Source organism: Arthrobacter sp. OV608, assembly GCA_900110595.1.
In the GTDB taxonomy this organism is placed as follows: Bacteria; Actinomycetota; Actinomycetes; order Actinomycetales; family Micrococcaceae; genus Arthrobacter.
The window spans coordinates 282,429-299,429 of sequence record FOEZ01000002.1 but is presented as its reverse complement, the minus strand read 5'-3'; the positions used below and the strand labels follow the sequence as shown (position 1 = coordinate 299,429).

Here is a 17,001-nt window from a genome sequence, read left to right as displayed (position 1 = left end):
CGCCGCCAGCATCGCGCCGAAACGTAACGCTTGGGAATTAGCGCACAAGAACTTTGCTTAATTTTCGGTATTGGGTAATCTTCTTTTTAGGTCAGCCTAACTCGCCCCCGCGAGCCAGGATGCAATGCCGCACGGTTTGGATATCGGGCGGCCGCGCGCTGGGTGCGGACCACCTTTGGGCTTCCTGCATTGCTCCCTGAACCATCCCGGTTCTCTCACTCATACCCGCTTAAGGATTTTTGATGCTTCGTGCTGCCACGGCCCTTCTGGCCGCCCCTCTTCTCCTCGCTGCGCTCACCTGTTGTGGCGCCCAGGCCGCCGCAAAGGAGGAAGGCTTCACCGTTCCGGCCGGCGTCCAGAAGCAGTACGAGGTGCTCGCCGAGGAACTTGCCGAAAAGGGCAAGACGGTGGAGTCCGGGGACTGGACAGTCAACCTGATCACCGAAGCGGCCGAACCGTGGTTCGACGAGCACGCCACGCACTTCCGTGCACCGGAGGCCGGTGAAACCCACCACATCGAAATCATCCCCACCGAGACTTCCACAGGCAGGATCGTTCCCGAGGTGCCGATCACCGTTGAAGTGGTGGATGCCCAGGGCAAGGTGGTCCAGGAAATGGAGTTGAAGTTCTACTACTCCACCTTCTACCACTACGCCAACAACTTCACCGTGCCTGAAGCAGGCACGTACACACTGCGCGCCACCCTTGGGGTTCCCACTTTCAACCGCCACGGCGAGGAATCAGAAACGCCGGCCCTGGCCAAGGGAGCAACAGTGGAGTTCAAGGACGTGGAGCTGACGAAAGAGTAGCCACCGCCGGGCGGGATCGATCGATTTCGCGCCGCCCCATAATTCGGTTAATTCGGTCGAGGCGCACGGCGCCTCGGCCGAAAATTTCCCCAGCTTTAATTTGCCGGAAATCGCCAACTTCCTTCCCCCAAGGATCCCCATGACTTCTTTCATGTCCCTTTTGCGCTTCCCGGCAGGGCAGCATCAAGCCGCCGGGTCCGCCCAGTGACGGCCGAGGCCCAGGTCCGTCCCGACCCCTCGCAACCCGATACATCACGGGCGGAGCTGGCTGTGCGCCCGGAACCGCTGACGCGCCGCCAAATCCAACGGCTGCTCCTGCTGGGTCTGCTGTGCACGGCCGGATGGCTGGCTTCGGTGCTCGTCGGGCACCACGTGGACTGCGGACCTGTATTGCACCGGTTTGGGCTCGCGGGCCATATCCTGGCGCTCGTCCTGTCCTTTGGCACCATCCTCGTGGTCGATTGGCTGGGGTTGCTGTGGCTGCTCGGCAAGGTGGAAATGCACGCTTCCGGGAAGCTCGAGGCTGCTGCCAAACCGCTGATCTGGGGCGGCCTGGCCCTGTTGCTCGCGTCCGGCGCCCTGATCGACCCGGACCTGACCAACCCGGTCACCGTGGTCAAACTCGTCTGCGTGCTGGTCCTGATGCTCAATGGCCTCAGCATCGCACCGGCCATGCACCGGCTGCTGGCGCTCCCGCCCCACACGCGCTTCAGCGAGTTGACCCGCGGCCTACGCCTTCGGCTCATGGTTGCCCTCACCGTCTCCCAGGCCCGCTGGTGGACCGCAGTCCTGATCGGCCTGATCAACAGCACGCTGCGCCGCTGGACCGGCGCCTGAACGGTGCGGCGTGCCCGGGAGCCGACTCATCGTGTTCCTGACGGGGCGGGGCCAACGCCCCGGGGACCTGATGCACTACGGTCGTGTTTGGGGGCGGAACCATCGTGACGAGGACCAATGCACAACATCGAGATCACTGACAAAGGCACCCTTGAGCTCGCTGACGGGATCCTCCGGCTTCGCTGGAAGTCCGGACACGCCATTGGGCCGGAGGATGCGCATCGGGCCAACGCCGCGATCGAGGCGCTAAGTCAGGGACGCAGTCTTCCCCTGCTCGTCGATGTTGAAGGGGTCACGTTCACCCGCCCTGCCCGAAAAGTGCCCCCTTCACCAAGCGTTTCAAAGATCGCGCTTTTAGGTTCTTCCCCGGTCGATTACGTCATCGCACTGTTTGTTCTGCGAATTAGCCCGTTGCCATGTCCGGTGGCTTATTTCACCTCCATCAGGAAAGCCATGAGCTGGCTTCGTCGCAGCAGCAATCGCGCCAAGGATAACTAGCCGCGCCCTGGGCGCGCCGGCTGCCAGCCCTCCTGCTCCCGGATGGCCCGCTGGATCCGCACGCTGATTTCGTGCAGCTGACCGCGTTGGGCTTTGGTGAGAGGCTCAAGGACCAATTTGGTGACCGTGTGACTCTGCACGGGAGTGGCCTCTTCCAACATGTCCAGCCCGGCCTCGGTCAGGGTGGCCAAGGTGGACCGCCCGTCCTTGGGGTCGCGAGTGCGTATCACCAACCCGCGAGCCTCAATCCGCGAAACGGCCCGGGACAGCCGCGAGAGCGAGGAATTGGAATAGGCGGCCAAAACGGTCATCCTCAGCGCGCGGTCCGGCGCGTCAGCCAGCGCGAACAGGACGCCGTACTCGAAGTGAGTGAGGTCGAAATCGCGGACCAGCGGCGCATCGAGGGCAGGCGGCAACCACTCCAGTACCGTCGCAAGGGCCGCCCACGTGGCGAGATCATCACCTGCAAGATGCGCGGGGGCACCGGAATCACTCATTCGTACAGACTACAAGGTTGCTTGACTGGGCAAGTAATTTGGCATTAGTTTTACTTGCCTGAGCAAGTAAAAACGAGAGGTTCTTACCGCCATGGATATGCAATTGACAAACAAACGCGCCTTCATCAGCGGCTCAACGCAAGGGATCGGATATTCGATCGCGAAGGCGCTGCTCCGGGAGGGTGTCGCCGTGGTTGTCAACGGCCGCGACGAAAGCCGGGTCAAGCAAGCAGTGAAGAACCTCCAAGCCGAAGTGCCCGGCGGAGAGGTGGCGGGTATGGCGGCGGACTTCGCGGACGCCGCCCAGGTGCAGCGGCTGCTCGCGTCGCTCGGCGGCGTCGACATCCTCATTAACAACGTCGGACTCTTTGAACTGAAGCCCTTCGCGGAAATACCCGATGAGGACTGGTTGCGCTATTTTCACGTCAACCTGATGAGTGGAGTCCGGCTGTCGCGGGAGCTGCTGCCCGGAATGCTCCGCGCCGGCTGGGGCCGGATCGTCTTCGTAGGAAGCGAATCAGGGGTAAATATACCCGCTGACATGGCGCACTATGGCGTGACCAAAGCGGGCATGCTCGCATTGAGTAACGGGCTCGCCAAACTCACCCGCGGGACCGGCGTAACGGTCAACACCATCCTTGGCGGCCCGACCTACTCCGACGGCGTGGCCAGCACCGTGGGCAGCATCGCCCAGGCGCAGCAACTATTGATGGAAGATCTGAAGGCTGCGATCATCGCCGAGAACCGGACGTCTCTGCTCGAGCGCTTCATCGAGCCGGACGAAATCGCGAACCTCGCCGTCTACCTTTCGAGCCCGCTGTCCTCTGCGACGAACGGAGCCGCAGTACGTGCTGACGGGGGAGTGCTGACCGCCATCCTCTGATTCGGTGATGGGGCGTTCCGGGAAAGGGGCCCAGGTGATGTGGCGTTCCCGAAAAGGCAGCCAGACGTGAGCGCGCGTCTGGGAGGGGGCGGAGCTCGGGAAAGTAGGCAGCGCCAAGTGTCGTTTTGACGGCTCATAATGACTGTGACTCTTATCGTGGCTGGTCTGGGACAACCTGGCAGTGTTGCTGCCAGTTGTTCTGCCCGTCGCGTGACTCGAAAAACAAAAAGGCCGAGTTCAGTGGTGCCCTGTCTCAGCGGCGGGCCGGGCGGAACATTGATCAGGGACGGCGGGCGATGTGGCTCGCAACATTGATGGTGCGGCCACTCGGGTCGCGCAGGAAGAACCGCCGAATCCCCCAAGGCTCATCCCGCAGTTCGCGCACGATATCCAACCCGTCGGTCACGGCCCGCTTGTGCGCGTCGTCGACGTCAGCAACCTCGATTGACACGTCGACCCCAAGCAGTTCAGGGTCGACCGCAGATGAGCTTTCCAAGGCGAGGATGATCTGCGTCGTTGGCGTGCTCGTGGATGCGAGCATGAGCATGCCGTCTTCGTCCATCACGACACGGAAACCAAGGAAGCCCTCGTAAAACGCCCGGGCCTGGGCCGGGTCGCCTGTCTTGATCACAGGCATCGCCCGACGAATTTCCATGCTGCCTATGTACCACATTCGCCCGCGCAACGCCCTGCGCGGCTCATGACACATACGAGACCCGCCGCGTCTTCCTGCCCCGGGGGGAGGGTCCCGTACAGTGCCTTGCAGCGTGGGCAAGGATGGAGGACGCTCTCCTGCAGACACCGAGGAGCAGTGCTAGCCAGAACTCCACAATCCGCTGGGGAAGCCATGTAGGTGGGGAACGGTTGGCCTTACCCTATTGTCGGCCCTACCCAGGCACTGTAGTCGCCCCGTGTCCCTTCGCCCCGTTGATCGTCATCCTTGCCGCATCGGCGACAGCGTCTATAAACGCCGCCGTCTTCGGCATGTTCGAGATGCCATTCGTGCCGAATGTTCAGCTTGCACAGCAGGGCCTGGATCATGGCAGCCTCCGATTCAAATCGCAGCGCTCTGTACCTCTAATGATGGCCTCCGCCCCCATGCCGGGGAAGTGGCAGAACAACCTGCTGCCTAGACGACATCGAGCCAACTCGAAAAGATGGACTCGTCCGGGCAACGAGTCCTGACGCATCCACGACAAGGCAGGAACCAGGAAGTGGAGAAATTGGAATCCGAGGCGGCCTCAGGCCAGGACCCCGATGTGGTTCCTCGCCGTGGTTGGGACGATCAGCTCTATGCATATGCTCGCTTTGTCACCGAGCATAACCGGCTTCCTTCCCAGTACGCCGATGACCCGGGCGAGCGAGTGCTGGTCTTCTGGCTCCGGCATCAGAAGGCCAGCTTGCGGAACGGGCTACTCCTGCCGGAAAGGTTTGAGAAGTTGGAAAGGGCGCTGCCCGGGTGGAGCTCGCCCTACAGGCTGCGTCCCGGCTGGGATCAGATGCTTGCCCGTGTCGTTCAATTCAAGACCGGTCACGGCAGGTGGCCATCGAGCGAGTCTCCCGACTTTGCCGAGCGAAGCCTGGCTAACTGGCTGTACCGGCAAGCTGCAAGCCGGGACCGCCAGCATGAGGAACGCCTAGCCAAGTTGAACAACGCGTTGCCTGGCTGGCGCCAGCGCCCCTCTGGTGACACCGAAGGTTGGAACAGCCGGTTGGAACAAATCGTCGGCCACCTGCAGACGTACGGCAGGCTTCCAATCATGGGGGCATTTGCATCATCTGAGGAATACGCGCTGGGCAAGTGGCTAGCAGTTCAGCGGTACGCCCTGAAGAAGGGAACGCTGTACCCGGAACGTCTGGTGAGGTTGGATGAGCTGCTGCCAGGGTGGAGGCCAGCGGCTGCCCCCTAGACAGAGACTCCGCCGGCAGGGAGTCTGATCAGCCGCTGGTTCCCAGCATCAGCTCATCCAGTGCAAAGCCGAGAGCTTCCGTGTCAAACCAGGCGGCCGGCAGCGCACCATGAATAATGGCATCGAACTCGAAGGGATGACAGCGGCCCCCGTTGTTCCAGTACAGGATCCAGACATCGATCAGAGCCACAGACCTCTCCTGGAGCAGAATTCTGGCTGCCAGTCGCGCGTCCCTCATAACCAATCCTTGCTTCTGCTCCCCAAATCCGGCAAGACCATCAAGTGAGCCCAGGCCGAATCAGGATCAGCTTCTACAGTCGCCCGTGCACCCTGTCTCAGGGACTCCTCGCAAAACTGGTCGGGCCTTTGCTCTTGTCGAAAGCGCTCAGGTAAAGAAGTATCTGCAGTAGCGGTGTTCTACCTCGCTGGGGAGAGGTTCTTTTTAGCCTTCACCGGGGGCTCCGCAAGGGGCTGGCTCTTGGTCTCAGGAACGCTTCAGGAGCCAGCCCTGCCTCCGCTGCCGTCCGGGTGCCAGCAATGTGGGCAGTGCGCCGCGGCCAACGCAGGCGTGGCACCACATCGTTGATGACGTGCGGTGGAGATGGGAATTGAGCCCTTTGCGCTGCCGGTCGGTCGGGGTGTTCGCCCAACATATTAGTAAGTACACTTATCAATATGGCTTGTAACGGCGAACGGCAATTCCGCTCAGGGATGCCGGGCTAGGAGGTGGTCAGTGTGGATGAAGAGGCCGAGCGCCGACGACGGGAACTTGCTCTCATGGTTCTTGCTGGTCTGGACCCCGCAATTGCCTGGCCGGCTTATTTCGGGCGGCGTCAGTTTTCGGAGTTTGAATTGTCCGCCTACCTCCATGGGGCCCTATCCCTGCCGGAGCCTGAACATCACGTCGATATCGGCGCGGGGGCCGATGGATTCGACAAGGGCAGTAGCCCGACAGTTGCAACCGGGACGAGCCGGGGCAATGCCGGACATTCCTCCGATACTCAAGAGGTGGACGACGAAGATATTTTGGCGGCGCTGGGAGCCGCCGGACGGACTCTGCTCAGCCCTGAGCGGGCAGAGCAGGAACGGCTGCAGTCGCTGCACGAGACGGGTCTGATGGACTCGGGGGCGGAGGAGATCTATGACAGGGTGGTCGTCGCCGCTAAGGAATTCTTTGGCGTGAGCACGGCGTCCCTGTCGCTCATCGCAAAAGACACCCAGTTCCTGAAGTCAGCGGTGGGCCCTTTACGGGAGGAAACGCCCCGGGAGATCGCGCTCTGCACTCGGACGGTCGAGGGGAATGCGATGCTTGTCATCAACGACACGCACGCCGATGACCGGTTCGCTTCAAACCCGCTTGTGGTCGGTGAGCCCTTTATCCGTTTCTACGCTGGCTTTCCCTTACACGGTCCGCGCGGCTGGAACATCGGAAGCCTGTGCATCATCGACCAGGAGCCCCGGGAATTTCCTGTCTCCGAACAACAGGTACTCAAGGCTCTTGCCGCCGTCGTCCAGAGCCGCATTGACGTACGACGCTAGAGAGCATTTCGGAACCCAGGTCCGTGGCTCGCGCGCCAGCGTGCATGTAACTGCCCGGCCGCGCCCGTTTCCAGCCGTCTGGCAGACATAGGAGCGTCCCTTCGCGCTGCCTACTTGGGCTGGTGAAACTGGTGTGACGCTTGACGGGCTTCTGCGCTTCCGCATATCCTGAACGAACGGTCGGTAAATAATTCGGCACGTCCCAGAAGGTCTTTGCATAGGAGCAACCATGGCAGCGCAGAACTTGCAGTCAGTGCCAGCTGAGCTATCCCCGGAAGATGAGGCGGCTGGCCAGGCCAACTTTGACCGCGTCATGGCCGAGGATTCACGCATCGAGCCCAAGGACTGGATGCCGGCGGCCTACCGCAAGACGCTGCTTCGCCAGATCTCCCAGCACGCGCACTCTGAAATCATCGGCATGCAGCCGGAGGCCAACTGGATCTCCCGCGCCCCCAGCCTGAAGCGCAAGGCCATCCTTATGGCCAAGGTCCAGGACGAGGCCGGCCACGGGCTCTACCTCTACAGCGCCGCCGAAACCCTTGGACAAACAAGGGACAAGATGATGGAAGACCTCATCGCCGGCAAGGCCCGCTACTCGTCCATCTTCAACTACCCCGCGCTGACCTGGGCGGACATGGGTGCCATCGGCTGGCTGGTGGACGGCGCCGCCATCTGCAACCAGGTCCCACTGTGCCGCGCCTCCTACGGCCCCTACGGCCGCGCCATGGTGCGCATCTGCAAGGAAGAATCCTTCCACCAGCGCCAGGGCTTCGAGATCCTCCTCGAACTCTCCAACGGCACCCCCGAGCAGAAACAGATGGCCCAGGACGCCGTGAACCGCTGGTACGCCCCGGCCCTGATGATGTTCGGCCCGCCGGATGACGATTCGCCCAACTCCAAGCAGTCCATGGCCTGGAACATCAAGCGCTTCAGCAACGATGAACTCCGCAGCCGCTTCGTGGGCATGATGGTGGAGCAGGTCCGGGTCCTGGGCCTCACCCTCCCTGACGACCAGGTCCGCTTCAACGAGGACACCAGGAAGTGGGAGCACGGCCCGCTGGACTGGCACGAGTTCCAGGAAGTCCTCGCCGGCCGCGGCCCCTGCAACGCCCAGCGCCTTGAGCGCCGGAGGGAAGCGCACGACGACGGTGCCTGGGTCCGCGAGGCAGCCGCCGCTTACGCAGCAAAACAGCAGGCAAAGCAGTCAATGACGACGAAGGAATATGCAGCATGAGCCCCCACGGCAACCCGGAAGTCCCCGCAAGTTCGGCCAGTGAAGTGATCCGCGGCGCGGAGCAGGTTCCGTCCGGCGCCCCCACCCCGGAGGCGGCCGCCACCGAGACCAAGGCCGCCGCAACAACCCCGGCCTCGGAGAACCAGGTTCCCTCGATCCAGCCCGCCGTCAACCACGCAGACCGCGGCGCGTGGGGCTTGTGGGAGGTCTTCGTCCGGTCGAGCCGCGGCCTGAGCCACGTGCACGCCGGCAGCCTGCACGCACCCGACGCCGCCATGGCCTTGCGCAACGCCCGCGACCTTTACACCCGCCGCAACGAGGGCGTCTCCATTTGGGTGGTTCCGGCCGACGCCATCGCCGCCAGTGATCCCGATGCCAAGGGCTCGTTCTTCGAGTCGCCCCAGGGCAAGGACTACCGGCATGCCACGTATTACACCAAGAGCGAAGGGGTAAAGCACCTGTGAGCCCCGAAACCACAACAGGCCACGGCGACATCTCCACCGGAGTGGCCGGCGGCGACTCGAACGCCTCCGCCACCCGCATCACCCCCGGCAACGCGCTGCGCCCCGAGGACATCGCACTTGAGGTCCGCACCGGCCTGGCCAAACCTACCGAAGACGTCGCCGAGTACGCACTCCGGCTCGGCGATGACGCACTGGTCCTCGCCCAGCGCCTGGGCCACTGGATCTCCCGCGCGCCTGAGCTGGAGGAGGACGTGGCCCTGGGCAACATCGCCCTGGACCAGCTGGGCCACGCCCGGAGCTTCCTCAGCTACGCCGGCGGCGCCTGGGAAAAGAGTGAGGATGACCTCGCCTACTTCCGCCGCGAGCACGAGTTCCGCAGCGTCCAGCTGTTCGAGCAGCCCAACGGTGACTTCGCGGTGACCATCGCCCGCCAGTTCATCGTGAGCTACTACCAGTTCGAGCTGTACCGCCGGCTGACGGAATCAAGCGATGAAACACTGGCCGCCATCGCCGCCAAGGCCGTGAAGGAAGTGGACTACCACCGGGACCACAGCGCCCAGTGGATCCTCCGCCTGGCCGGCGGCACCGACGAGTCGCGCACCAGGATGATCCACGGCCTGCGCCTGATGTGGCCGTACGTCAACGAACTGTTCCAGGACGATGACCTGACGCAGCGCCTCGCCGAGGCGGGTGCCGCCGTCGCGCCGTCCAGCCTGCGCGAGGACTTCGACCGGCTCACCGGCGACGTCCTCCAAGAAGCCGAGCTCGAGGTGCCGGACGTGCCCGCAGCGCCGGGTGGTGGCAGAAGGGGCAAGCACTCCGAGCACCTGGGCTACCTCCTGGCCGAGATGCAGGTGCTGGCCCGCGAGCATCCCGGAGCAAGCTGGTGACCGCGGCCATGTACATCTCGGACTTCGAAACCCGGACCCTGACGCCGCGGCAGAAGGCGTGGGATATCGCCGCCACCGTGTGCGATCCGGAGATCCCGGTGCTCACCATCGAGGACCTGGGCATCCTGAGGAATGTGCAGGTAACGGAAACAGGAAAAGTCACCGTCACCATCACCCCCACCTACTCGGGCTGCCCGGCCATGGACGCAATCCGCGACGACCTCAAAGCAGCCTTCGCCAAAGAGGGCTACGAGGACGTCGAGGTCAACATGGTCCTCGCCCCGGCCTGGACTACGGACTGGATGACCGAGGCAGGCAAGGCGAAGCTGCAGGAGTACGGCATCGCCCCGCCGTCGGGCATGTCCACGGCGCAAAGGCACGCCGGCCCCATCCGCCTGACGATGGCGGTCAAGTGCCCGCAGTGCGCCAGCCTGAACACCAAAGAGCTCACCCGCTTCGGCTCCACCTCCTGCAAGGCGCTCTATGTGTGCCAGGACTGCAAGGAACCGTTCGACTACTTCAAAGTGCTGTAAGGAAGTCCCATGCCTGTTGTCCGCCAGACCGCCGCCGAATCGGCGCAGGCCACCGGCCGCCGTCGTCCGTCCTTCCACACGCTCGCCGTGAAGGAGGTGCGCCGGCTCACCGAGGACGCCATCGAGGTGGCCTTCCACGTGCCTCAAGAGTTGGCCGGCCAGTTCGACTACCTGCCCGGCCAGTACGTGGCCCTGCGCACCAAGCTCCCGGATGAGACCGGTGAACTGCACGAGGTGCGCCGCAGCTACTCCATCTGCGCCGAGCCGCGCAGCTTCGCGGACGGCAGCAGCGAGATCCGCGTGGCCGTGAAGAAGGACCTGGGCGGGCTGTTCTCCACCTGGGCCAACGCCGAGCTGAAGGCCGGGGACACGCTGGACGTGATGAGCCCCATGGGCGCGTTTGTGTCCAGGCACGGCAAGGACGGCCAGGCCGTGGAGCAGAACCGGATGAACTCCATGAACAACCCGGAGGAGCTGGCCGGGGACGTCGCCGGGCAGGGGGAAGCGAACTTTGTGGCCATCGCCGCCGGCAGCGGGATCACCCCGGTGATCGCCATCGCCCGGACACTGCTGGCCGCCAACCCGCAGTGCCGGTTCGATCTCATCTACGCCAACAAGGCCGCCATGGACGTGATGTTCCTGGAGGAGCTGGCGGACCTGAAGGACAAGTACCCGCAGCGGCTGGCCATCCACCACGTGCTGTCCCGCGAGCAGCGGATCGCGCCGCTGCTCAGCGGCAGGATCGACGCCGAGAAGCTCCAGCAGCTGCTGGGCACCGCCATCCATGCGGACGATGTGGACGAGTGGTTCCTGTGCGGGCCGTTCGAGCTGGTGCAGCTGTGCCGGGACACCCTGGCCGAGCGCGGCGTGAAGCCGGAGAATATCCGGTTCGAGCTGTTCACCTCGGGCAAGCCGGACAAGCCGGAGGGGCATGCGGGCCGGCCCGTGGTGGTGGACGAGTCCAAGGAGACGTACAAGATCACGTTCAAGCTGGACGGCCTGCAGGGCGAGGTGGCCAGCCCCACCCACGCCCGCGAGTCCATCCTCAACGCCGCGCTGCGGGTCCGCCCGGACGTGCCGTTCGCGTGCGCCGGGGGAGTGTGCGGCACGTGCCGGGCCAAGGTGGTCACCGGCAGCGTGACCATGGACGAAAACTACGCGCTGGAGCAGGATGAGCTGGACAAGGGCTACGTCCTGACCTGCCAGAGCCACCCCACCAGCAAGGAAGTCACCGTCGACTTCGACGTGTAATTTCTACTAACAATTGAGTCCGGGTACACGCCCGCAGGGTTCCCTGGCCGAGCTTGCGAGGTTAGGGTGCGGGTGGGGACACGGACGAACCAAGGAGCCCCATGATTTCCCTCTCCATCAGCAACAACGTCGCCGAAGTGGTCCTGGACGCCCCGCACAAGCTGAACTCGCTGGATGAGCAGGCGCTGGCAGAGCTGTCCCAGGCGTACGACGACGCTGCTGCCGCCGCCTCACGCGGTGAGGTGCGGGCGTTGCTGCTCAGGGGAGAGGGCCGCGCCTTCTGCGCGGGCCGGGACATCCAGGGCGTAAACCCGGAAAATGACGACGCCGCGACGTACCTGAGCGGGCTGGTGGAGCCGCTGCTGAAGAAGATGAGCGCGTTCCCGGCTCCGACGTTCGCTGCCGCCCACGGCGCCTGCCTGGGCGTGGGGCTGGGGCTGCTGCTGGCCACGGACGTCGTGTACGTGGCGGAGAACGCGAAGTTCGGCTCGCCGTTCGCCAAGCTGGGCGCCACGCTGGATTCGGGCGGGCACTGGTACTTCACCGAGCGGCTGGGCATGCACCGGACGCTGGACCTGATCTACACGGCCGAGCTGATCAGCGGCAACGAGGCCGTGGCCCAGGGGCTGTTCAGTCGTGCCATGCCGGCAGACGAACTGTTGGAGAACACCCGGGCGATCGTGGGCAAGGTGGCCCGCGGCGCCACCGGTGCCTTCACCGCCAGCAAGGAGCTGGTGGCGCACATCCGCGACCAGCGGCTGGGCCTGTGGGAAGCCATGGCCGAGGAAAACACCGAGCAGGCACGCCTCTGCAAAACCGACGACTACGCCGAGGGCATCCGGGCGTTCCAGGAGAAGCGCGAGCCGCAGTTCGGTGGTTGAGGCGGGCCCACGCCCGCGGGGTTCCCTGGCCGAGCTTGCGAGGCGAGGGTGCGGGTGGGGAGCGAAACCAAAGCAGGCGGGGGTAGCGACCAGCGACTACCCCCGCCCACCCTAAAGACCCAAAACAGCTTCAGGACGCGACTGCCGCAGGGGTGCGCAGCTGCGCGACGATCGCGTCGGCCGTCGACTCGATTCCTTCCTGCGTTGACACAGTTAGTCCTGCCTCGTCCGCTTCAAGGGGCTCCAGCGTCTCCAGCTGGGAGGTCAGCAGTGAAGCGGGCATGAAGTGTCCGGGCCGCTTGGCAACACGCTCTTGCAGGAGCGGAAGCTCCACCTGGAGTTGAACGAACAGTGCCGAGGGAGCCTTGGCCCTGATGGCATCCCGGTAGTCGCGCTTCAGGGCGGAACAGGCAACAACAATCCCGTCAGCGTGGTCTGAAGCCAGCTCAGCCCCCACCAGATCGAGCCAGGGCCACCGGTCCTCGTCCGTCAGCGGCGTCCCGGCAGCCATCTTCTCGACGTTCGCCTGCGGGTGCAGCGAATCGGAGTCGACGAATGCAGCGCCAAGGCGTTCCGCAAGCGCGGCGCCCACTGTTGATTTTCCTGCTCCGCACACACCCATAACAACAATGACGGGCTTCATCACAGAGTGCCCTGATGCGCTGTTCCCGCGGGGATCTGCGCGAGCCGGGTGACCTCAACGGGTCCCTGCAGGAGGCCTTCGAGGGACGCGTTCAGGCGCTTGACGGGTTCCCCTGCGCCGTGGGCGTCCAGCAGTTCCGCGGATTCCCACTTTTCGATCATGACGATCTGGCCGTTGGGTGCCTCATGGATGGCATAAAGCTCGCAGCCGGGCTCGTCATGTACTTCGGCAATAGCGGGGGAGAGGGCGGCCACCACGTCGTCGAACGCCCCGTCTTTGGGGGTGAAGATGGCGGTAACAATAACAGTCATGGTGTTTCCTTATCGGCTGGGTGTCAGGAGGAGCGGGGAGCAGCTGCTGCGCGGGACAAAGTCTGCGTTGACCTCGATGACGCGCGGGGTGGAAGGGAGTTTGCCCTGCATGCGTCCCAGGACCAGTTCCAGTGAATGGACTGCGAGCATGTCGATGGGCTGGCGGAGCACGCTGAGCGGGGGAGTGGTCAGCTCGGTCCATGGATTGTCGTCAAAGACTATGACCGAGAGATCCTCCGGTATTTGCACGCCTGTCTGGATGAGGCGCCGAACGGAGCTCTGCACCTGGGCGGTGTTGGCCACGATGAGGCCGGTGGGACGCTCAGGGAGGGCCAGGAGGGACCCTACCGCGTCACCTCCACCCTCTCCCCGGAACGGCACATCGCGTATCAGCTGGGGATCCATACTGACCGAGTAGGTCTCGTGGGCGCTCTGGTACCCCTCGATCCTTGCCCGCCCCGTGGATGTGGTGACGGGCCCGGAAATAAGGCCGATGCGCTTGTGCCCCAGGCTGAGCAGGTATTCGGTGGCCCGCCGGGCAGAGTCGACGTTTGCAATGCTTACGACGTCGACGTTCCCCAGTTCGGGGATGGTGCGGTCCACAAAGACCACGTCCACGCCCATGGATTGCAGGCGCGCCCACTTTTCAATGTTCGCGCCCGTGGGCGTGGCGATGACTCCGGCCACGGAGCGATCCAGGAGCGTGTCAAGCGAATCGGCCTCGAGGTGGGGGTCCTCCTGCGTGGTCATGACCATCACCTGCACGCCGTGGCTGCGGGCCTCCCACACGATGCGGTCCGCAAGCTGGGCAAAGAACGGGTTGGCGAGGTCCGCCACCACCAGACCCACCGTGGGTGTGCTGCCCACGCTCAACTCGCGGGCGGCGGCGCGCGGCCGGTACGCCAGTTCCTCGATGACTCTCAGCACCGTTTCGCGCTTTGCCGGAGCTACCGGCCCCGACTCCGGGTTCAGGACGCGGGATACGACGGAGACTGAGACGCCCGCCGCCGCTGCGACATCGCGAATTGTTGGGGGCTTCTTCATTGCTCCTCCTCTTTCAAATCGTGTAGCGGTCCCCGCATCTGCTCCGGTCCGCCGTATCCGGCAGACCTTTTGGCCCTGCGAAGTGATTGTTGACACAGCCTAACACCGACTGGTACAAATGTGGAACCGGTTCCACTCCGGTTCGAGAATTCCAGTTAGCGACGAAGAAGTTGCTCCGCCAACTCCCGGTGGAGGATGCTTCCGCGCTGAACGCAAGCAGAGAGATCCCCATGAACCTTCACAAGCTTCTGAGCGACCGTGAGCAAGATGGCCGCCCCATCCGCGTCGGACTTATTGGAGCCGGCCGCTACGGCACCATGTACCTGGCCCAGGCGAACAACATCCCCGGAATCCATGTGGTGGCGATCGCCGATATCAACGTCAAGCGTGCAGAAGGCGCCTTTGACCTGGTGGGATGGCCGAAGAACCAGATTGCTCCGGACATCGCCACCGCGATGAGGGACCGCTCAACGGCCATCATCGCCAACGCCGATGAGCTGTTCGATGTGGACATCGACATCATTGTCGAGGCGACAGGCAACCCGATCGTCGGCGTGAAGCACGCCCTGCGCGCCATCGACACCAAAAAGCACATCATCATGGTCACCGTCGAGGCGGACGCGCTGGCCGGCCCGGCCCTGGCCCGGCGCGCTGAAGCAGCCGGCGTCGTCTACTCCATGGCCTACGGCGACCAGCCGGCACTGATCATGGAACTGGTGGACTGGGCACGCACCAGCGGCTTCGACGTCGTCTGTGCCGGCAAGGGCGCCAAGTTCCTTGAGCACTACCACGAGATGAACCCGGACAACGTGTGGGAGAACTGGGAGTTCTCCAAGGAACTGACCGATTCCGGGCAGCTGAACCCCAACATGCACACCTCCTTCCGTGACGGCACCAAGGCCTCCATCGAAATGGCGGCCGTGGCCAACGGCGCCGGACTGGTACCTTCTGACTCCGGGCTGACCTTCACTCCGGGGGACGTCGAGGAGATCGCCACCATCTGCCGCCCGGCCGACGTCGGGGGAGTCCTCGCCCACGAAGGCAGCGTTGAGGTCATGTCCAGCGTCAAGCGCGACGGCACCTGGATCCCCCACAACACCCAGGAAGGCGTGTTCGTCGTCGTCAAGGCCACCAACGACTACGTCTCCGGCTGCTTCAACGAGTACCCCTGGCACCCGGACCCCACCGGCTTGTACGCGGCGCTCTACCGTCCCTACCACTACGTGGGCCTGGAACTGAACATGTCCATCGCCAACGCGGTCCTCCGCGGAGTTGCCACCGGTGCCCCCATCGGGTTCTTCGGCGACGTCGTTGCCACCGCCAAGAAGGACCTCAAAGCCGGCGAGTTCCTCGACGGCGAAGGCGGGTACACGGTCTGGGGCCAGCTGGTGTCCGCGAAGCACTCTGTGGCAACAGGTGCGCTCCCGGTGGCCTTGGCCCACCACGTGGAACTGCGCAACGACGTCCCCAAGGGCGGCATCGTCGGCTGGGACGATGTCATCATGGATGACTCCCTGGCCCAGGCCCTTGAGCTCCGCCGGGAAACCGAAGCCCTCGTCTCGGAAACCGCAGTCACCGCCTAACCATCCACGCACTGCCCCCGGGCGCGGCAATGGACCTCACAGCGTTCACGCCTCCGGAACAAGACTCCTTCCAAAGAAGAAAGGCTTCACATGAATTCCAAGACCCGCGCCCTCACCGGGGTGCTCGCCTGCACCCTGGCAGCCTCAGTCCTCGCCGGCTGCGCCTCCGGAGCTCCCGCCGGCGGGACTGGCGCTCCGCCCGCCAAAATCCAGCTCTCCATCCCGGACCCGCTCACCTCCTCGGTGGGCGTCTCCGCACAGCACTTTGCCGACCAGGTCAAGAAGTCGTCCAATGGTTCCGTGACCGTCACGGTGGTTCCCAATGGAACCAGCTTCAGCGGCGACCAGAACGCCGCCGTCACCCGCCTGCAGGGAGGGTCCCTGGACGCCCTGATCCTCTCGACGTCGGTGTACGCCTCGGTGGTGCCGGAGATGAACGCGATCAGTATCCCCTACCTCTTCAAGGACACCAAGGAGGAGGCAGCTTTCCTGAACGGCGAGCCCGGCAAGGAACTGAAGGACAAGCTGAAAGAAAAGGACACCGTTGCGCTCAGCTTCCTGACCCGCACCGGCCGGGAGATCACCAACTCGGTCCGGCCCATCCAGCAGCCTTCGGACCTGAAGGGCCTGAAAATCCGCGTCCCCGGCAACACGCTGTGGACTGACTACTTCACCAAGCTCGGCGCCAGCCCCACCACCATGGCGTTCTCCGAGGTCTTCACCGGCCTGCAGACCGGCACCATCGACGGGCAGGAAAACCCCATCGAAGTACCGTGGACCAACAAGTTCTCCGAGGTCCAGAAGTACGTCTCCCTGACCAACCACATCAACGACGCCTGGGTCCTGGCGCTGTCCTCCAAGAAGTGGGACAGCCTGTCCGAGGACCAGAAGAAGGCCGTCACCGAGGCCTCGGAAGAGACGGCAACGTACAAGACCGGCTATGACGAGGAGCAGTCCAAGAAGCAGCTGGACGAGCTGAAGGCCAAGGGCATGCAGGCCAACGAGGTCAGCGCCGCCGGCCTCGAAGAATTCAAAGCCGCCTCCAAGAGCCTCTACCCGGAGTTCTCAAACCTGATCGGCAAAGAGTTCTTCGACCAGGCAGTCGCCTTCAACGCCAGCAAGTAGCACGCGCGGTCCGGGGAGCCCACCGCTCCCCGGACCCCGCCCACCGCATCCCACTCTCAACGTCGACAG

At 64.0% G+C, this 17,001-nt stretch carries 20 protein-coding genes; 14 read left to right on the top strand and 6 right to left on the bottom strand.

All coding sequences use genetic code 11. The features are described from left to right. The first annotated feature begins 242 nt into the window (after positions 1-242). The 3 genes from BMX78_RS04120 (at position 243) to BMX78_RS04110 (ending at position 2,144) form a co-directional block, all read left to right on the top strand. Positions 243-809, top strand: coding sequence for an iron transporter (locus tag BMX78_RS04120; protein WP_091416727.1), 567 nt, complete (start codon positions 243-245; stop codon positions 807-809). Between the two features lie 270 nt (positions 810-1,079). Further along, positions 1,080-1,646 carry a hypothetical protein gene (locus tag BMX78_RS04115; protein ID WP_286138773.1) on the top strand — a complete coding sequence of 189 codons (567 nt, stop codon included), beginning with the start codon at positions 1,080-1,082 and terminating at the stop codon, positions 1,644-1,646. A 117-nt stretch (positions 1,647-1,763) separates the two neighbouring features. Beyond that, complete coding sequence (locus BMX78_RS04110; protein WP_091416724.1) at positions 1,764-2,144, top strand: DUF7793 family protein; 381 nt, start codon at positions 1,764-1,766, stop codon at positions 2,142-2,144. On the opposite strand, the gene BMX78_RS04105 is transcribed toward BMX78_RS04110, so the two are convergent. Continuing rightward, positions 2,141-2,641, bottom strand: a complete 501-nt coding sequence (locus BMX78_RS04105; RefSeq protein WP_091416721.1) for a MarR family winged helix-turn-helix transcriptional regulator — start codon at positions 2,639-2,641, stop codon at positions 2,141-2,143. The genes BMX78_RS04110 and BMX78_RS04105 overlap by 4 nt on opposite strands. Before the next feature lie 97 nt (positions 2,642-2,738). Here BMX78_RS04105 and BMX78_RS04100 point away from each other — a divergent pair, with 97 nt between their 5' ends. Continuing rightward, complete coding sequence (locus BMX78_RS04100) at positions 2,739-3,524, top strand: SDR family NAD(P)-dependent oxidoreductase (protein ID WP_286138791.1); 786 nt, start codon at positions 2,739-2,741, stop codon at positions 3,522-3,524. Between the two features lie 280 nt (positions 3,525-3,804). Here the strand turns inward: BMX78_RS04100 and BMX78_RS04095 are convergent, their stop codons facing one another. Beyond that, on the bottom strand, positions 3,805-4,179 hold the full coding sequence (locus tag BMX78_RS04095; RefSeq protein WP_091417106.1) for a VOC family protein: 375 nt from the start codon (positions 4,177-4,179) through the stop codon (positions 3,805-3,807). Between the two features lie 559 nt (positions 4,180-4,738). On the opposite strand from BMX78_RS04095, the gene BMX78_RS23845 reads away from it, so the two are divergent. After that, positions 4,739-5,434, top strand: coding sequence for a helicase associated domain-containing protein (locus BMX78_RS23845; RefSeq protein WP_091416716.1), 696 nt, complete (start codon positions 4,739-4,741; stop codon positions 5,432-5,434). Between the two features lie 28 nt (positions 5,435-5,462). Here BMX78_RS23845 and BMX78_RS23000 read toward each other — a convergent pair whose 3' ends face one another. Beyond that, positions 5,463-5,624 carry a hypothetical protein gene (locus tag BMX78_RS23000; protein ID WP_170850680.1) on the bottom strand — a complete coding sequence of 54 codons (162 nt, stop codon included), beginning with the start codon at positions 5,622-5,624 and terminating at the stop codon, positions 5,463-5,465. Between the two features lie 545 nt (positions 5,625-6,169). Here BMX78_RS23000 and BMX78_RS04080 point away from each other — a divergent pair. The 7 genes from BMX78_RS04080 (at position 6,170) to BMX78_RS04050 (ending at position 12,226) form a co-directional block, all read left to right on the top strand. Further along, entirely contained in the window at positions 6,170-6,973 is an 804-nt protein-coding gene (locus tag BMX78_RS04080) for a GAF domain-containing protein (RefSeq protein ID WP_286138771.1), read from the top strand. A 229-nt stretch (positions 6,974-7,202) separates the two neighbouring features. After that, positions 7,203-8,207, top strand: coding sequence for a 1,2-phenylacetyl-CoA epoxidase subunit PaaA (paaA, locus tag BMX78_RS04075; protein ID WP_091416712.1), 1,005 nt, complete (start codon positions 7,203-7,205; stop codon positions 8,205-8,207). Continuing rightward, positions 8,204-8,671 (top strand): 1,2-phenylacetyl-CoA epoxidase subunit PaaB, encoded by a 468-nt coding sequence (gene paaB, locus BMX78_RS04070; protein WP_091416709.1) that lies wholly within the window; start codon positions 8,204-8,206, stop codon positions 8,669-8,671. The genes paaA and paaB overlap by 4 nt, the downstream gene beginning before the upstream one ends. Then, on the top strand, positions 8,668-9,561 hold the full coding sequence (paaC, locus tag BMX78_RS04065) for a 1,2-phenylacetyl-CoA epoxidase subunit PaaC (RefSeq protein WP_091416707.1): 894 nt from the start codon (positions 8,668-8,670) through the stop codon (positions 9,559-9,561). Before paaB ends, paaC begins: the two co-directional genes overlap by 4 nt. An 8-nt stretch (positions 9,562-9,569) precedes the next feature. Next, on the top strand, positions 9,570-10,094 hold the full coding sequence (gene paaD / locus BMX78_RS04060; RefSeq protein ID WP_091417101.1) for a 1,2-phenylacetyl-CoA epoxidase subunit PaaD: 525 nt from the start codon (positions 9,570-9,572) through the stop codon (positions 10,092-10,094). Positions 10,095-10,103: 9 nt separating this feature from the next. Continuing rightward, a complete protein-coding gene (gene paaE, locus BMX78_RS04055) occupies positions 10,104-11,345 on the top strand; it encodes a 1,2-phenylacetyl-CoA epoxidase subunit PaaE (protein ID WP_091416705.1) in 1,242 nt (413 codons plus the stop codon). 101 nt (positions 11,346-11,446) lie between these two features. After that, positions 11,447-12,226 (top strand): enoyl-CoA hydratase/isomerase family protein, encoded by a 780-nt coding sequence (locus BMX78_RS04050; protein WP_091416702.1) that lies wholly within the window; start codon positions 11,447-11,449, stop codon positions 12,224-12,226. A 130-nt stretch (positions 12,227-12,356) separates the two neighbouring features. On the opposite strand, the gene BMX78_RS04045 is transcribed toward BMX78_RS04050, so the two are convergent. Genes BMX78_RS04045 through BMX78_RS04035 form a run of 3 tightly spaced genes read right to left on the bottom strand, consistent with a single transcriptional unit; the run spans position 12,357 to position 14,224 of the window. Further along, positions 12,357-12,869 (bottom strand): gluconokinase, encoded by a 513-nt coding sequence (locus BMX78_RS04045; RefSeq protein ID WP_170850679.1) that lies wholly within the window; start codon positions 12,867-12,869, stop codon positions 12,357-12,359. After that, entirely contained in the window at positions 12,869-13,180 is a 312-nt protein-coding gene (locus tag BMX78_RS04040) for a putative quinol monooxygenase (RefSeq protein WP_091416696.1), read from the bottom strand. The genes BMX78_RS04045 and BMX78_RS04040 overlap by 1 nt, the downstream gene beginning before the upstream one ends. Positions 13,181-13,189: 9 nt before the next feature. After that, positions 13,190-14,224 (bottom strand): LacI family DNA-binding transcriptional regulator, encoded by a 1,035-nt coding sequence (locus BMX78_RS04035; RefSeq protein WP_091416693.1) that lies wholly within the window; start codon positions 14,222-14,224, stop codon positions 13,190-13,192. A gap of 230 nt (positions 14,225-14,454) precedes the next feature. Here BMX78_RS04035 and BMX78_RS04030 point away from each other — a divergent pair, with 230 nt between their 5' ends. Both BMX78_RS04030 and BMX78_RS04025 read left to right on the top strand, forming a co-directional pair. Further along, positions 14,455-15,807, top strand: a complete 1,353-nt coding sequence (locus BMX78_RS04030; protein ID WP_091417099.1) for an NAD(P)H-dependent oxidoreductase — start codon at positions 14,455-14,457, stop codon at positions 15,805-15,807. A 90-nt stretch (positions 15,808-15,897) separates the two neighbouring features. Further along, complete coding sequence (locus BMX78_RS04025; RefSeq protein WP_091416689.1) at positions 15,898-16,932, top strand: DctP family TRAP transporter solute-binding subunit; 1,035 nt, start codon at positions 15,898-15,900, stop codon at positions 16,930-16,932. Positions 16,933-17,001 lie beyond the last annotated feature (69 nt).

What these genes read in the sequence shown, in the direction of transcription:
- BMX78_RS04025 (WP_091416689.1), top strand. Translation starts at nt 15,898, where the DNA reads ATGAATTCCAAGACCCGCGCCCTCACCGGGGTGCTCGCCTGCACCCTG.
- paaB (WP_091416709.1), top strand. Translation starts at nt 8,204, where the DNA reads ATGAGCCCCCACGGCAACCCGGAAGTCCCCGCAAGTTCGGCCAGTGAA.
- BMX78_RS04110 (WP_091416724.1), top strand. Translation starts at nt 1,764, where the DNA reads ATGCACAACATCGAGATCACTGACAAAGGCACCCTTGAGCTCGCTGAC.
- paaA (WP_091416712.1), top strand. Translation starts at nt 7,203, where the DNA reads ATGGCAGCGCAGAACTTGCAGTCAGTGCCAGCTGAGCTATCCCCGGAA.
- BMX78_RS04030 (WP_091417099.1), top strand. Translation starts at nt 14,455, where the DNA reads ATGAACCTTCACAAGCTTCTGAGCGACCGTGAGCAAGATGGCCGCCCC.
- BMX78_RS04050 (WP_091416702.1), top strand. Translation starts at nt 11,447, where the DNA reads ATGATTTCCCTCTCCATCAGCAACAACGTCGCCGAAGTGGTCCTGGAC.
- BMX78_RS04120 (WP_091416727.1), top strand. Translation starts at nt 243, where the DNA reads ATGCTTCGTGCTGCCACGGCCCTTCTGGCCGCCCCTCTTCTCCTCGCT.
- BMX78_RS04100 (WP_286138791.1), top strand. Translation starts at nt 2,739, where the DNA reads ATGCAATTGACAAACAAACGCGCCTTCATCAGCGGCTCAACGCAAGGG.
- BMX78_RS04040 (WP_091416696.1), bottom strand. Translation starts at nt 13,180, where the DNA reads ATGACTGTTATTGTTACCGCCATCTTCACCCCCAAAGACGGGGCGTTC.
- BMX78_RS04045 (WP_170850679.1), bottom strand. Translation starts at nt 12,869, where the DNA reads ATGAAGCCCGTCATTGTTGTTATGGGTGTGTGCGGAGCAGGAAAATCA.
- BMX78_RS04035 (WP_091416693.1), bottom strand. Translation starts at nt 14,224, where the DNA reads ATGAAGAAGCCCCCAACAATTCGCGATGTCGCAGCGGCGGCGGGCGTC.
- BMX78_RS04095 (WP_091417106.1), bottom strand. Translation starts at nt 4,179, where the DNA reads ATGGAAATTCGTCGGGCGATGCCTGTGATCAAGACAGGCGACCCGGCC.
- paaE (WP_091416705.1), top strand. Translation starts at nt 10,104, where the DNA reads ATGCCTGTTGTCCGCCAGACCGCCGCCGAATCGGCGCAGGCCACCGGC.
- paaD (WP_091417101.1), top strand. Translation starts at nt 9,570, where the DNA reads ATGTACATCTCGGACTTCGAAACCCGGACCCTGACGCCGCGGCAGAAG.
- BMX78_RS04105 (WP_091416721.1), bottom strand. Translation starts at nt 2,641, where the DNA reads ATGAGTGATTCCGGTGCCCCCGCGCATCTTGCAGGTGATGATCTCGCC.